General features: G+C 46.7%; 14 protein-coding genes. 3 read left to right on the top strand and 11 right to left on the bottom strand.

All coding sequences use genetic code 11. The annotated features are described in order from the left end of the window. Window positions 1–2: 2 nt before the first annotated feature. The gene (locus OCV37_RS15955; RefSeq protein ID WP_038180264.1) at window positions 3–605 is read right to left on the bottom strand and encodes an acyl carrier protein phosphodiesterase; all 603 of its coding nucleotides are present in this window, start codon (window positions 603–605) and stop codon (window positions 3–5) included. Between the two features lie 330 nt (window positions 606–935). Here OCV37_RS15955 and OCV37_RS15950 point away from each other — a divergent pair, with 330 nt between their 5' ends. Continuing rightward, window positions 936–1,892, top strand: coding sequence for a porin (locus OCV37_RS15950; protein ID WP_038180257.1), 957 nt, complete (start codon window positions 936–938; stop codon window positions 1,890–1,892). A 323-nt stretch (window positions 1,893–2,215) separates the two neighbouring features. Here the strand turns inward: OCV37_RS15950 and OCV37_RS15945 are convergent, their stop codons facing one another. Then, the gene (locus OCV37_RS15945) at window positions 2,216–2,566 is read right to left on the bottom strand and encodes a hypothetical protein (protein ID WP_038180247.1); all 351 of its coding nucleotides are present in this window, start codon (window positions 2,564–2,566) and stop codon (window positions 2,216–2,218) included. Between the two features lie 228 nt (window positions 2,567–2,794). Between OCV37_RS15945 and OCV37_RS15940 the strand changes: the two genes are divergently transcribed. Next, window positions 2,795–4,639: a putative bifunctional diguanylate cyclase/phosphodiesterase gene (locus OCV37_RS15940; RefSeq protein WP_038180245.1), complete on the top strand. Its 1,845-nt coding sequence runs from the start codon at window positions 2,795–2,797 to the stop codon at window positions 4,637–4,639. A 79-nt stretch (window positions 4,640–4,718) separates the two neighbouring features. Here OCV37_RS15940 and OCV37_RS15935 read toward each other — a convergent pair whose 3' ends face one another. Both OCV37_RS15935 and OCV37_RS15930 read right to left on the bottom strand, forming a co-directional pair. Then, window positions 4,719–6,008 carry a peptidoglycan DD-metalloendopeptidase family protein gene (locus tag OCV37_RS15935; RefSeq protein ID WP_038180242.1) on the bottom strand — a complete coding sequence of 430 codons (1,290 nt, stop codon included), beginning with the start codon at window positions 6,006–6,008 and terminating at the stop codon, window positions 4,719–4,721. A 209-nt stretch (window positions 6,009–6,217) separates the two neighbouring features. Beyond that, a complete protein-coding gene (locus OCV37_RS15930; RefSeq protein WP_038180327.1) occupies window positions 6,218–6,517 on the bottom strand; it encodes an isoamylase early set domain-containing protein in 300 nt (99 codons plus the stop codon). 534 nt (window positions 6,518–7,051) lie between these two features. On the opposite strand from OCV37_RS15930, the gene OCV37_RS15925 reads away from it, so the two are divergent. Continuing rightward, window positions 7,052–8,431, top strand: coding sequence for a YjiH family protein (locus OCV37_RS15925; RefSeq protein WP_038180239.1), 1,380 nt, complete (start codon window positions 7,052–7,054; stop codon window positions 8,429–8,431). A gap of 57 nt (window positions 8,432–8,488) precedes the next feature. Here the strand turns inward: OCV37_RS15925 and pncA are convergent, their stop codons facing one another. The 7 genes from pncA to pstC all read right to left on the bottom strand — a co-directional run bounded on the left by pncA (window position 8,489) and on the right by pstC (window position 14,545). Next, on the bottom strand, window positions 8,489–9,124 hold the full coding sequence (gene pncA, locus OCV37_RS15920) for a bifunctional nicotinamidase/pyrazinamidase (protein WP_038180236.1): 636 nt from the start codon (window positions 9,122–9,124) through the stop codon (window positions 8,489–8,491). Between the two features lie 60 nt (window positions 9,125–9,184). Beyond that, window positions 9,185–9,877, bottom strand: coding sequence for a Crp/Fnr family transcriptional regulator (locus OCV37_RS15915; RefSeq protein ID WP_038180233.1), 693 nt, complete (start codon window positions 9,875–9,877; stop codon window positions 9,185–9,187). A 120-nt stretch (window positions 9,878–9,997) separates the two neighbouring features. Beyond that, entirely contained in the window at window positions 9,998–10,723 is a 726-nt protein-coding gene (locus tag OCV37_RS15910) for a nucleoside phosphorylase (protein ID WP_038180231.1), read from the bottom strand. Continuing rightward, window positions 10,720–11,457: a nicotinamide riboside transporter PnuC gene (pnuC, locus tag OCV37_RS15905; protein ID WP_038180325.1), complete on the bottom strand. Its 738-nt coding sequence runs from the start codon at window positions 11,455–11,457 to the stop codon at window positions 10,720–10,722. The genes OCV37_RS15910 and pnuC overlap by 4 nt, the downstream gene beginning before the upstream one ends. A 476-nt stretch (window positions 11,458–11,933) precedes the next feature. After that, window positions 11,934–12,683, bottom strand: coding sequence for a phosphate ABC transporter ATP-binding protein PstB (pstB, locus tag OCV37_RS15900; RefSeq protein ID WP_038180229.1), 750 nt, complete (start codon window positions 12,681–12,683; stop codon window positions 11,934–11,936). 50 nt (window positions 12,684–12,733) lie between these two features. Next, on the bottom strand, window positions 12,734–13,597 hold the full coding sequence (gene pstA, locus OCV37_RS15895) for a phosphate ABC transporter permease PstA (protein WP_038180228.1): 864 nt from the start codon (window positions 13,595–13,597) through the stop codon (window positions 12,734–12,736). 3 nt (window positions 13,598–13,600) lie between these two features. Beyond that, a complete protein-coding gene (gene pstC, locus OCV37_RS15890) occupies window positions 13,601–14,545 on the bottom strand; it encodes a phosphate ABC transporter permease subunit PstC (RefSeq protein WP_038180227.1) in 945 nt (314 codons plus the stop codon). Window positions 14,546–14,590 lie beyond the last annotated feature (45 nt).

Raw genomic sequence — 14,590 nt, 5'->3', positions numbered from 1 at the left:
CATCATGCGTTCCCTGATTCCATCTCTGCAGATGCCACACTGACTGCTTCCAGAACTTGTGGATAGAACTGAGTAAAGTTCTCAGACAAATGTTGATAATGAGTCTTCAGCGATGGAATACAGCTGGTGAGCGCCTGCATCCGGGGTGAGCGGCGCGACATCCGCTGTAAAGCAAACTCAATGTTCTCGAATTCGGCGTAAGACTCCAGCCAGCGCCCTTGCCACATCCGTTGGTGAACCTGCATAAAAGATTCCGGTGGCGTAAACGTCAACTCTTGCTCAATTTGCCCATGCACGGTTTGGCAAAATCTATCAAGGGGGTGGTCATGTAGCTCATGCCAGTCACGGGCTAAACAGTGATCCCAGAATAAATCGAGTCCGATAGGGGCAAACCGGCGGCTCTCTGCCGGGAAACAGGATTTCAGTGCTCGCACCAGTGGATGTCGATCCGTATATGCATCCACAAAACGATGTAAGTGAATCCCTTTCACAACGGGCTCAGGGTAGCGTCCCTGCGGGTCACCTTTGACAAAATCCCCCAACAAGTTTCCCAGCGGACTGGACTGACAGGCCTGAGCAAGATGCAGGTGAGCTAAAAAATTCATAATCTTCACCACCGTGATTCAGAATGTGTCATCAAACCACAAAATAAGCGAATGCACTAGCTTGGTCAGGGCTGCAAGGCGAGTTTATATACATAAAAAGCATATAAGTCAGGAATAAATCATAAATAAAAAGAATGTATTTATGATTTACATTTTCAGTGAATAGCAATCTAGACTCATATTTTCATAAAAATCATAAAAAAATCAAATAAAAACAACATCTAATAGTAACAACATTGCAATCTGATATTCATATTTCCCCTCTAACTTACTCCAGTCATTACAAAAAAGAGCAAAGAAGCTCAATCACAATGGAATAAGGTAAACAAGATGAAAAAAGCAGTTCTGACAACAGCCATTCTTACAGCATTGGTATCCGGCTCTTCTATTGCTGCCACAGTCTATGATAGCAAAGGTACAACCCTGAAAGTGGGCGGTCGTGCCGAAGCGCGTTTCAATCTTTCCGACCAAAATGAATCGACTACAAATAGTCGTTTTAAAGACAAATCCCGTGCCCGGGTTAATCTGGTCGGCAAAACTGCACTATCTGATGATTTGTATGGCTTTGGTAAATATGAAGCAGAACTCGATAACAGTAGCAGCAAAGGTGACGGGGATGGCGATAACCTGACCAACCGTTATTTCTATGCAGGTATGGGAACCAGCATTGGTGAGTTCTCTTATGGTAAGCAAGATTCAGCGCAGGTTCAGGTCACCAACTTTACTGATCTGATGAATACCTTCGATGAAGAAGCTGCTGACCTTATCGGCGGTAACAAAGATAAGCGTGACAACAACTTTGTTTATTCCGGTCAGTTCGATGCCCTGAGTCTTCAGGCGAACTATATTGCCTCAGACAAAAAAGACAATGACAGTTTCGGTATCTCGGCAGTGTATGGCTTCACGGATAACCTGACGGTTGGTCTGGGCTATGTCACGCAAGACAGTGACGCCTCTAACTCTGAAGACCAATTTAATATCGGCGCACAGTTCAAAATGGATGCATTAACATTGGGTGCACTATACGGCACAGGAACAGCCGTTACCGGTGGCAAAGAAGTTGATGCCGATGACTATGAAGTGGGTGCAAAATACAAGCTTGGCAAAACATCACTGATCGCGGTCTATAACTTCCAAGAAGTTGATAACAAAGATACGGTCGATCATCTTGCGCTGGAAGTTGAGCATAAGTTCAATGGTCACCTGCGTGTTTATACCGGCTACAAGTTCGAACAGCTGACGAAAAAAGACGATCAACTCCAAGCGGGTATTCGTTACGATTTCTAATCTGAACACCTAGAACCATATAATCCACGATTGGTCAGGCAGAGATGTCTGACCTTTTTTAATGTCAGAACCGCCAACCCGGCGCAACCTGCACCATTTCATCACAGTCTTGCCCCATCGTAACGCACACCGCAAAATGGATTTTGACAAACTGACAAATAACTTATTGATTTAAAACACATTAAAAAGTTGGCATAAACTCTGCAATCTATAGGATGACAAATGCAGGCAGCGTTTGTGCTTCTTTCACAGTGATATGGCAGAATCACTGGTCACTTCATGTTCTTTGCCTCCCTCTAATCAGGGAGGCTTTTTTTATGGGGCTATTTGCGCTTTGGCTGAGTATAGGTTTTACCCGCAGCCTGATAGGTTTCTTTGCCTTTGATACTAAATTGCGTATCGAAAAACCAAGCCACGAAGCGAATCACATCATCCCCTTCCGTCATCACATATTCGGCCAGTTCTTCTGGTGCTCCCGATTCATCTTCTTGAGTGGTCACATGATAAATACGTTGCTCACCCTCAATCTCTGCAATCATAAACTGCCCGCTTAAAGCTTCAGCCGCTGAAGCAATTTCTGCCTCATCAACCTGCTTCAAATAGGCAAGTGCGAGCGGTAAACTTCCGGCCTGACAGGCTTGTTTCACCATCTGTTCAAAATCATGCTGTAACATTTATATTTCCGTCTCTGTTTTTGCTGGCGTTGATCATCATCCCAATCTGCGGAAAACACATCATCGGGTAACCCGCGTATACTCTCACAAATTCATTTATTCTCAAGACTAACCCCATACCTGACCTCAGACAATGGGCGTCAATCGAGCCAAAAACTGGAAAAAGCATCACTCTTCGCCCAAAGTTATGTGGTAAAAACAAAATAACAATGTCAGTAGGCTTTCAGTATGAATATAAGAGAACCACGCTCGTCCGGCGCAGTGGATTTGCAGTCGATTTCTGAACTGATTTCGATTACCGACGGCTCTCTCTATCAGAAATCAACCGAGATGTTGCATCAGGCAACCGATTCAAACGCTGCCCTGCTGTTTGAGATCGACAAAATAAAACAACAGCGGCGTTTGCTTGCGGCATCCTCGAGAGAACTGTTTGATGAAGACATCGGGACGCATCTGGACACACTGATTACGTATCAGCTTGAGTATCAGCCGCATCAGTATTACCTCATCCCGGCTCAGGTTCACCAACGCTACCCACAGGTCAACTATTTGGTAAAACATCAAATTGAAGGCTATCTGGGAACAATGGTGAACCATACGGTATCCGGTGACCAAATCTATCTGTTTGTTTCGTTGACACAATCCCCGATTGTCGATCCATCAATCATCGTACAGTGGCATCGTCTGGTCTCACAAGTCGTCATGCAATATCGTCGTTTTCAACACCAAACCGACCGAACGGATGTATTACTCAATCGCCTGAATTATGAAGTCTCCCACGATGACCTGACCAATTTGATGAACCGGAGTTTTCTGGCCGATACTCTGGAAAGACTGGTGTCAGCATCTCAAAGCCAATTTAATTTTACGCTAGGAATGTTGGATATTAATGATTTCAAACACATCAATGATCTCTATGGCAATTATGTCGGTGATCAAGTGTTGAGATTTGTTGCTCAAACGATTTCTGCATGTGTTCAGGACGAACAACTGACATTTCGGATTGCCGGAGACGAATTTGCGTTCATCACCTTTGATCCCCAGCCAGCAACCGTTTGTCAGGACATACTCGCTCGGATTCGGAGCGGATACCAAGATATTGCCCACCACATTACCATCTCGGCCAGTATCGGGATTGCCAGCTATAAGGAAGAATCAATCAATGCGGATCAACTGATGCTCAACGCCAGTCTGGCACTCAAAAATAGCAAGAAACTTTGTCCACCCGCTATTTGTTGTTATGACACTCATCTGAGCGATGAATATCACCGTAAGAATCAAGTGATTGATGCCCTCAGAGGTGCACTAAATAAAAATCTGGATGAGTCTCAACAGGAACTCTATGTCGTGCTCCAACCGATCGTCAAGCAGCATCAGTCCACCTGGAAATACTTTGAAGTGCTCTGCCGCTGGCAGAGTCAGGTGCTCGGTGAAATCTCCCCGGTGGAGTTTATTGCGGCGGCAGAACAGTCCGGCCTGATTATCGAACTCGGTCATCGCGTGATTGAACTCGCTTGTCTGGCCAAACAACACATTGAGCAATCACTGAACCAAAAAATCCGGCTGAGTATTAACTGTTCAGCCTACGAATTAAACCATCAGAGTGATTATATTCAGACGCTAAAAGAACGGATTGTGCGCTATGGTTTTTATCCGGGAGAATTCACCATTGAAATAACGGAAACCGCCCTTCTATCACAACGCGCCATCACGGGTAATATTCTCAAAGAGCTGCGGAATAACGGATTTAAAGTCGCGTTAGATGACTTCGGTACGGGTTACTCCAGCTTGAATTATATTCATAACTATCCGATCGACTGCATCAAGATCGATGCATCATTTATCAAAAATATGCTATGCAATGAGACCTCTGAGAAGGTTGTCAGTTTGATTATTCAACTGGCGGAACAATTGGATGTCGATTTAGTTGCCGAAGGCGTGGAAGAGGAACAATCACTGGCACGGCTCTATGAGATGGGTTGTACACAAATTCAGGGGTATTTGTTTTCGGCCCCCCTGCCGCCCGAAATGGTGATTCACCAGTTGCTCGAACAAAAAAAATCAAGCCGTTAGCTTGATTTTTTGGGCTGCAACGCAAACCGATTGCGTTGCATTATCACTGGCTGTCGGCCACAGACACAGCGTATTGAGATTAACTCTGCCCGCCGTTGTCTTCGGTATGTGCCGCGAGCTTTAACTCTTGTCGCTCAAGTAACTGATCCATTTTGTTCCGGTGCGCGATAAATTGTTTCATCTCTTTTTTGGCAACCGAGGTTGCCATCGGGATTTTAGCTTTCATGGCATCAACCGGACGCCCTTTCACAATTAACTCATAGTGCAGATGAGCACCAGTCACCCGCCCCGACTGACCGGACAAGCCAATTTTTTGCCCTCTGGATACTTTTTGTCCGCGATGCACCAAAATCTTACTCAGATGCAGATACCGCGTCATATAAGTGCTGTCATGACGAATCACAATATAATTCCCGGCGTATGGGTGCTTACGAACAATAATCACCGTACCATCACCGGTAGACAGTACCGGTGTTCCGACCGGGGTCGCGAAATCGGTTCCGTTATGCGGCATGATCCGCCCTGTTACCGGATGGCGGCGGAAAGGATTAAATGGCGAACTCATCCGCCAGTGACGACTGGTCGGATAGCGACGAAATGCCTTTTGCAGGCTGTGTCCATCCTGATCATAATACTGCCCGTCAGTATGCAAATATGCAGAAACAACCGTTCCCCGGGTAGATATTTTGATCGCCTGAATTTCACTGTTGCCCGTCAGCTGATCCCCGACAAACTGTCTGGACTGAACAATTTCAAGCTGATCGCCAGCGCGCAAATCTTTGGTAAAGTTCACTTTGTCTTTCAGTAAACTGACCATCTGCTCAATTTCATTACTGTTGAGCCCCAGTCGGTAGGCCGATTGTGAAAATGATCCCTGAATCTCACCAATCAAGGGGAACTGTTTCCAAGTCCCGGGGATTTTGATCTCTTTATAGGCATAGCTCCCATCATCCAGACGGGTATAAACGACCTGCTTGACTAAGCTAAATTGCAACGACATTTTTGCTAAGTCATTGCTTTCCTTGCTCCGCCAGAATCTCAGAGTATCACCGGGCTGAAGGGTATCGAGTGCCAAATAGTTCAAATCCGTTTCCATGATTTTCAATAAATCACGATAGCCGAATCCAAGTTGTTCAAAAATGGTACTGAGGTTATCTCCAGAACGAATCACATATTCGTAATCCGGCAGGTTTTCTGCGGGGGCTTGTGTTTGTTCTGCAACCAGCGAATCGACCAGCTGTTGCTCTGAACTAATGCTGACATCGAGGCTGTGACGGGGCGAGTGATCGGTCAGTAACGTATAAAAAGAAACCCCGACCAATAAAGGTAATCCCAGGATGAAAACACGCTGTCGTCTCGACAATGACATCACTCGTTCAACGATTAACTTAACCACAACCCCACCTTGCAAAATAGATCAAAGACGCTCAAGCATAGGATTTTATGACGTAATCAATATCAGAGTAAAGTCAAAGCATGATTCAAAGGGTACCAAAGTACCCTTTCCCTAAGCCCGACATATGAATCGCACGGATATGATTCACCGTGGTGAGGCAATGCGGCACCCAAATCCGTGGATTACTGATGCGTGAAAACCAGACTGTTATCTCCGCCATACCCATTGGAAATATACTGATCAGCATCCGGATCATTCATCCACTGACTGTCACCCAGCAGATATCTGAACTGATATTCACAACCTTTCGGCAGCCGCGTTTTATACTTATATGTAGAAGATTTGGCGACTTTTTTCATCGGCTCCGGTTTCCAGTCCAGAAAATCTGCGACAATGGCAACATTGGACGCTGTCTCAGGGATATCCAGTTCAAAAGTGACTTCGACTTCATCTTTGGTTTTAAAAAAGCGCTTACTAATCATCTGCAAACTCCGTTTTATCGTATGGCCAGTTATCTTTGCTTTCATCTGATCATCTTCTTCGTTTGCTGACAAAAATGAGTACCGCGCCCTCATGTGAGCAAAAAATGACCAGACCAATCTATCATAAGAAATATCACACACATCTACAATCATAGATGAAGACCCAAATAAACACACTGTCATATCGAGGATATGAAGCACTGATTTTATGTGACTCAAGTCAGACACTGCCATCGGCGCATATCCTCTGACGTTCGCAACGTAACGTTCACGCAACACAATGATACAATTGACTAACTTAATCGACATTTGCAGCACAAAAACAATGAATAAATAGACAATTCAGATGAATAGTGTTGCAAGGAAATTCAAAAACAGATACTCTTCGCGCCTTATTATTTGGGCACTATCCAACCTTCTGAGCCTGAACAGACAACTTACTTTTTGAATATCTGCCAGTGTCAGGCATCACAGATACGCCTCAGAACGAGTGCGTTCGCCATGCATAGGCCACTGACATATCTGAGAATAACCATGCAAGACAGTACAAAAGCGGTTGACGTTGCACAACCTGCAGAATCCAGAAGCCATTTCTGGCGCTTTCTGCTTCCTTCATTAGCAGGGATTTTCCTGTTCATGGCCCCGCTCCGTTATCAGGGGGATTTAACGATTCCCGTTGCGATTCTTGCAGCAACGCTGCGTGATTTCCTCGACACATACATTGTGACAATCATTACGCTGATCATTGCCGGTATGGCGGGATTATCGCTGCTTTATCGCTGTTATCAGCCCGCCGTCATCCGGCGGCAACCGTTTTTAGATCAACTGCTATCGCCGTCGCCGCTTTGGCTGATCGTCCGGGTCATCGGGGGTGTGGCGGCACTCTCCAGTCTCTACCACTGGGGCCCGGCGATGATTTGGGAAAAGAATACCGGCGGTATGGTCTTGGAAGGCTTGCTGCCAACGCTATTTTCTGTCTTTATTTTTGCGGGATTGCTTCTGCCTTTGTTACTCAATTTTGGCTTGCTTGAGCTATTCGGCACGCTCTTGAGTAATGTGATGCGGCCTATTTTCAACTTACCGGGACGCAGCGCAATTGACTGTATGACGTCTTGGCTGGGAGACGGCAGCGTCGGTATTTTATTGACCAGCAAGCAATATGAAGAGAAGTTTTACACCCAGCGGGAAGCTGCCGTTGTCGGCACCACCTTCTCTGCGGTCTCGATTACGTTCAGTCTGGTGGTGATCGCTCAGGTCAAGCTGGAACAACTGTTTTTACCCTTCTATGCCACGGTCTGTCTTGCCGGTCTCGCTGCTGCGATTATTTTGCCGCGCATTCCCCCGTTAAGCCTGAAAAAAGATGTGTACGTCGATGGCAGTGAGCCTGACCGTGCAGCGGATGCGATTCCTGACGGACATCACTCCTTTTCCTGGGGGATGAAGCTGGCAATTCAGCGAGCGCAGCAGGTGACATCCGGTCGGGCCGTCGTGGCGGAAGGGCTGCGCAATGCTGCGGATATGGTGTTTGGTGTGTTACCGGTTGTGATGGGGCTGGGCACACTGGCACTGATCGTGGCAGAGCACACTTCAGCCTTTGCCCTGTTAGGTCAGCCTTTCATCCCGTTTTTACAATGGCTTGGAGTACCGGAAGCCGTTCAGGCCTCGGAAACTCTCGTTGTCGGTTTTGCGGATATGTTTATTCCGGCCATTCTGGCTTCAGGCATTGATAATGAAATGACCCGTTTCATTATCGCGGCCATGTCGGTTACCCAGTTGATCTACATGTCTGAAGTCGGAGCCTTACTGCTGGGCAGCCGTATTCCGGTCAATATTGTCGAACTGTTTATTATCTTCATCCTGCGCACCCTGATTACCCTGCCGGTCATCACCGGGGTGGCACATCTGATATTTTAACGTGTCCGCTCAGATGTTCTCATCTGAGCGACACTTACTGAGTCCACCGCTACGCTATCAGTTCAGAACTTTACTCGATTGAATGAACATACTGGATTGAATGAACGTACAGCCCGCACTTTGCATCTCGCTCAAGGCATTCTCGACATCGCCCGGTGTCATATCAACGCCACGACAGGCATCTTGAATCACCCAAGTGTTAAAACCGAGTTCAACGGCATCTAAGGCAGTAAATTTTACGCAGTAATCCGTCGCCAAACCGACGATATACACATCCGTCAGGCCATTTTGTCTGAGGTAGTCTTCCAGCCCCGTTGCCTGTATACGCTGGTTATCAAAAAAACCGCTGTAGCTATCAACATTCGGGTTGGTACCTTTTTGCACGATGTAATCAATCGCACCGGTGTTTAATCCGGGGATAAATGCCGCACCATCCGTGCCTTGCACGCAGTGATCCGGCCACATCACTTGAGTCACGCCACCGAGTTCAATGCACTCACCCGGGGTTTTATTGTGTTCCGATGCAAAGCTTGAATGACCTTGTGGATGCCAGTCTTGAGTGGCAATCACATGGTCAAAACACGGTAACAATTGATTGATAATTGGAATGATTTCATCCCCCTGTGGGACAGGTAAAGCACCACTCGGGGCAAAATCGTTTTGTACATCTACTAAAATAAGCGCTTTAGTCATTGAACATCCTTATTCATTTTAAGCAGCATTTCGTTATCACATAATCATATCTGGGTGTCTCTAATCATCGCTATCGATTTTATCATCGAGAAACGCTTTCAACTTTGACAGGTCACCAATCGCTAAATGATGGCCGTGTTTAACGACAAGTCCTCGGTCAAGCAAAGCTTTAACAGCACGACGGTACACTCGGCTTGTCGTGCCAAACCGCTCCGCTTCGCTGTCAATCCGCTCAAAGCCACCGAGCACAACATCACTTTGATGACGAACCCATAAATCATAAGCGATGTTGTACATGATGGGCCAGAGTAAACGTTGCGTGTAAATATTCAGCGAGTCTTGATAATCTTCTGCCAGAGCACTGGCAAAGAACATGGTGATTTCCGGGGAATGGAGCATGGCCTGAGACAAACGGGCCGCAGAAATCACCGCGACATCGATATCCTCTTCGGCCACAACATTCCACTGGCATAAAATTTGGGTGAAGAACTCCATTTCCCCAAAAATATGATCATCACACTGAACTTCACCAAGCTGAAAGCGTTTACCACTCGCTACCGTAATATTCATCGACACGCGTCCGACAGACACAACATACAGATGATCGACTTTTTGTCCTTGGGTCAATAGCCATTCGCCTGCCGCAAAACGACGTTGGGCCACACAGCTATCGTCCAATACTTGTCTGAACACCGGTAACTGACTCTGTAAGTACTCATAGAAACGTGTATTTTTGTTCGGCTGAACTTGCATACCATCTTATCGTCTATTCTATCGATAAGCTCAGCATATAAGGCAAATGGCGTCCTGTCTATTTACCACGCGATTGATCATTGATCATCAACACGGCAACAGCGCCGTGTTGTTGTCGATTTAGCCAGTCACCAACGCTTCAAGCGCAATCAGCGCAGAAAGCTTTTCACCTTGCATCATGTCAGCTTCAGCCTGATTAAACTGAGCAATCCCCTGCTGAACATCTTGCTCATACAACACAACGTTATTCAGCACGGAGGCAACTTTCAAACCCCGATATCGTCCCACCGCTAAAAGCGCCGAAGTTTCCATATCGGCCGCTAAAATACCGCGTTGGTGCCAGAACTGGCAGATTTGTGTTTCCTCATCGGTGTAAAAACTGTCGTGTGAGCGAACCAGCCCCAAATGGTGAACCGCGCCAAGTTTCCCGGCGGCATCCAGCATACGCGTCGTTAAAGCGAGATCAGCAACCGCAGGATAACTTTTCGGCAAATAACTCAGTGACCCGCCGTCATCCCGCACAGCGCCTTCGGCAATGATCAAGTCGCCCAGTCCGATCTGAGATTGCAGCGCACCAGAAGAGCCCACACGAATCACGTGTGTCGCACCACATTGCTTTAGCTCTTCCAAAGCGATCAGCATCGATGGCGATCCGATACCGGTACTGCATATCGTCACATTAACCCCCTGAAACCAGGCAGAATAAACGCTAAATTCCCGATTCGTGGTTAAATGCTGACCATCATCACACCAACCGGCGATTCGCTCGGCACGTGCGGGGTCACCACAGACGATGACCCGTTCAGCAACTTGTTGGCTTTGTACATTAATATGTGGTTGTATCACAGTACCCGCTCCCGATATTCCAGTTCACTGGTATTGGCTTTCGCCGTCTGGATCCATTCTTTGGTACCATTGAGTGCAATAAATAACAAAATCACATACTCAATCGACATCGCATACACACCTTGCGCGGCGTAAACACCGACACTAATGATGTTAATCACCACCCACAGAATCCAGTTTTCAACATATTTCCGCGTCATCAGAATCTGCGCAACGACCGACAAGACTGTAATCGCCGCATCCCAAAACGGAAATGCATCCGGGTCAAGCGCGCTTAACGTGATTGAAGCACCAAAGGTGTTTAATACCCCGACCGCTAAACTGGCGAGCACTGAGAAGAAGGGATCGATAAACACGGTCAGCAGCATAATCGCAATCACACTGATCACAGAGGTTTTGATGAGTTTGTCTTTTGCCAGCCAACGCACCTTCAACGCTTCACCATTCATCGCATCAGGCCGTGACCAAGCATACCAACCGTAAATATTCGCACAGAAGAAGAACAGTTGCAGAATCAGCAGTCCGTAAAGTTGAATTTGATAAAATATAATCCCAAACAACGTGACATTAATCAGACCGAACAAATAGTTGATGATTTTCTCCTGACTGGCGCACCATATACACAGCAAACCAAATAAGGTCCCTATCATTTCTATCCACGACATCGCATAACCACCACCAATGGGGATCACCATAAAGGTGTTGTTAATGTCGAACCATGAAGTTATATCCATATCATTACCCTTTTTGTTTTTTTGATCTTTATCGAACATAGCCAACACTGGCAAGTCAGCAACGGACTTTTGTCCCTCCGGGCGAGTTGAAGATCATATTTTGAAACAAAAAGCGAGAGTAACGACAGCCTTGGCACAAGAACGGCGGTTGCAGAAGAGCCGTCGTTACAAAAGAACAATCGTGACAGAAGAAATAGTGACAGAAGAAAAATAGTGCCGGAGAGACGGCGGCAGGAAAGCCACGAATATAAGAAAAATGCGGATGCAACGTCGGGATACGATCCAGCGGATCAGTCTGACAGCGGCAAGGGACTCAGCCGAACGAAAAAAACCCCTTCAATGAAGGGGCAAAAGTGTACCATCGCTTATTATTATATAAATACGATTACAAAGAGTGATATCCATCACTTGATACGCACCGACAAGGGGCCGGGCGTATGTCTTTCGGATTGCGTATTGATTGCGACAAGTCAGCCTTAACCGAAATCACCGTTGACGTAGCCACGGGTCCGATCATCTTTCGGCTCACTGAAAATAATCTGAGTGTCATTATGCTCGACCAATTCACCCATCAGGAAGAATGCCGTCCGGTCAGAGATACGACGTGCTTGCTGCATTGAGTGGGTCACAATCACGATGGTGTAGTTTTTCTTCAACTCTTCCATCAATTCTTCGATTTTATGCGTTGCAATCGGATCCAACGCAGATGTGGGCTCATCCATCAGGATGACATCCGGCTCCATTGCGATCGTCCGGGCAATACACAAACGTTGCTGCTGACCACCAGACAGGCCAAACGCGTGAGACTTGAGCCGATCTTTCACTTCATCCCACAGCGCTGCGCCGCGAAGGGACCGCTCAACGACTTCATCAATATGTTTTTTATCGCGAATGCCTTGTGCACGAAGTCCGTAAGCAACATTCTCATAAATGCTCATCGGGAAAGGATTCGGCTTCTGGAAGACCATCCCGACTTTAATGCGCAGATCAGACACATCGATATTGCCGTAAATGTCTTCGCCGTCCATAGTCAGTTTACCGGTGATTTTTACCCCTTCGATCAGGTCATTCATCCGGTTCAGGCAACGCAGTAATGTTGATTTTCCACACCCGGACGGGCCAATCAGGGCGGTAACCTGACGCTGTGGAATCGGGAGATTAATCGCTTTTAAAGCCTGATTGTCACCGTAATATAAATCTAAATTTTCAATCGCAAATTTATTCATTGTCTTCAATCTCAAATAATTCTTTATGACCTGTCACCAAGCTTGCTATCTTAATAAGTTGCCGTATTGAATCGCTTAGCAATCAGCTTAGTGACCATGTTAATCAGCAGGACGACCACAATCAGAACCGTGGCGGTACCGTATGCTTGATTCCACTCTTCCACTGAAAACAGTTCAGTCGTTAATTTATACAGATGGACAGTCAGTGTCCGCCCTGAGTCAAACAGAGAGTCAGGAATCCGTGCAACCATCCCGGCCGTCAAGAACACCGGCGCAGACTCACCGATAACCCGACCGATACTCAGGATGACTGATGCCAGAATTCCCGGAATAGCACTCGGCAGAATCAGACGCCAAATCGTATAGATCTTAGATGCTCCGAGACCGTATGACCCTTCACGATAGGTTTGCGGAACCGCCATCAGCGCTTCTTCAGTGGTCCGGATAATCACCGGCAGGATCAGAATACTCAACGTGAGTGCGCCCGACAGAATGGAGAATCCAAATCCGAGAATGGCCACAAAGAATGTCATACCGAACAGACCGAAGATAATCGACGGAATCCCGGCCAGCGACTCGGTACAGAATCGAATCACTTTTACCAGTCGGCTACCGACTTTGGCATATTCCGTCAAATAGATAGCCGTCATAATCCCCATCGGTGCCGCGACGGCAATAGAGGCAATAACCATGTACAAGGTTGCAACAATCATTGGGAAAATCCCATGCTCATCACCGGTCCGCGTATAGTTGTCGGTGATGAAATCCCAATCGACATGCTGAATGCCATTCGAAAGAATGTACCAGATAATCCAGAATAAGAACCCGACCGTAAACGCAGCAGATAACCAGATAAACGCTCTGAGGATGTTATCTTTCAGCACTCGGGACTGCTTTAATTTTGCGCGATTCATAACTTACTTCGCCTTCTCTCTATTCAGGTATAACAGGGCAGCATTGAGCATCATGATAAACACGAGCAACACAACACCTGTCGCATAAAGGGCATTTGCGTGAATACCACTGGCATAGGACATCTCAATGGCAATGTTCGCAGTCAATGTCCGGGCGGAATCAAGGATACCCTGAGGCATCGCAGGCGCATTCCCCATCACCATGATAATCGCCATGGTTTCACCCAGAGCACGACCAATCCCTAAAATCACTGCGGTCATAATCCCCGAACGAGCAGCCGGAACAAGCAGTTTGAAAATCGTAAAGATATTTGATGCACCAAGTGCCAGAGAGCCTTCTTTATAGGCAGCAGGCACGGCACGAATCGATGTTTCAGAAACCGTAATCACCGTCGGCAGAATCATTACACCCAGCACAATCATCCCTGCCAGAATTGTGTTACCGGCCGGCACATCAAAAATCTGTTGAATCAGTGGGACAATAATGATCAATCCGAAGAAACCATAAACGACGGACGGAATCCCCGCTAACAGTTCAACCGCCGGACGAATGATATTCGCCAGACGTTTCGGGGCAATTTCAGCAATGAATATCGCGGTTAATAACCCGATTGGAACCCCAATCATAACCGCACCGAAGGTAGAAACGACCGATGCAACGATCATTGTCGCAACACCGTATAAGGCAGGTGGTAACCAGTCTTCACCGAGGACAATCCCCAGGACACCGGCTTCTTCAAACGCAGGAATACTTTCCCTGACAATAAAATAAGCAATGATAAAAAGTGAAACGATACCGATGGTCGCACTGGTCAGGAACAGACCGTGAAAGATTCTTTCCTTCCAATCAATACGTTTGCCTATCCGTAGTTTCCGGGGTGAAGAAACAGAGCTTTGAGCGGAGCTATCGTTCATAAACTTGTCACTATTCGTTGTTGCGATGGTCATAATCTTCTTCTCACTTATCGGACAAATCCGCGTGAATAGAAAAGG

Source organism: Vibrio rhizosphaerae (genome assembly GCF_024347095.1).
Taxonomy (GTDB): domain Bacteria; phylum Pseudomonadota; class Gammaproteobacteria; order Enterobacterales; family Vibrionaceae; genus Vibrio; species Vibrio rhizosphaerae.
The sequence above is the reverse complement of the archived record's forward strand: the minus strand, read 5'-3'. Positions and strand labels throughout refer to the sequence as shown.

Coding starts and splice junctions, on each gene's coding strand:
- OCV37_RS15955 (WP_038180264.1), bottom strand. CDS start 605: ATGAATTTTTTAGCTCACCTGCATCTTGCTCAGGCCTGTCAGTCCAGT.
- OCV37_RS15950 (WP_038180257.1), top strand. CDS start 936: ATGAAAAAAGCAGTTCTGACAACAGCCATTCTTACAGCATTGGTATCC.
- OCV37_RS15945 (WP_038180247.1), bottom strand. CDS start 2,566: ATGTTACAGCATGATTTTGAACAGATGGTGAAACAAGCCTGTCAGGCC.
- OCV37_RS15940 (WP_038180245.1), top strand. CDS start 2,795: ATGAATATAAGAGAACCACGCTCGTCCGGCGCAGTGGATTTGCAGTCG.
- OCV37_RS15935 (WP_038180242.1), bottom strand. CDS start 6,008: ATGTCATTGTCGAGACGACAGCGTGTTTTCATCCTGGGATTACCTTTA.
- OCV37_RS15930 (WP_038180327.1), bottom strand. CDS start 6,517: ATGATTAGTAAGCGCTTTTTTAAAACCAAAGATGAAGTCGAAGTCACT.
- OCV37_RS15925 (WP_038180239.1), top strand. CDS start 7,052: ATGCAAGACAGTACAAAAGCGGTTGACGTTGCACAACCTGCAGAATCC.
- pncA (WP_038180236.1), bottom strand. CDS start 9,124: ATGACTAAAGCGCTTATTTTAGTAGATGTACAAAACGATTTTGCCCCG.
- OCV37_RS15915 (WP_038180233.1), bottom strand. CDS start 9,877: ATGCAAGTTCAGCCGAACAAAAATACACGTTTCTATGAGTACTTACAG.
- pnuC (WP_038180325.1), bottom strand. CDS start 11,457: ATGGATATAACTTCATGGTTCGACATTAACAACACCTTTATGGTGATC.
- pstB (WP_038180229.1), bottom strand. CDS start 12,683: ATGAATAAATTTGCGATTGAAAATTTAGATTTATATTACGGTGACAAT.
- pstA (WP_038180228.1), bottom strand. CDS start 13,597: ATGAATCGCGCAAAATTAAAGCAGTCCCGAGTGCTGAAAGATAACATC.
- pstC (WP_038180227.1), bottom strand. CDS start 14,545: ATGACCATCGCAACAACGAATAGTGACAAGTTTATGAACGATAGCTCC.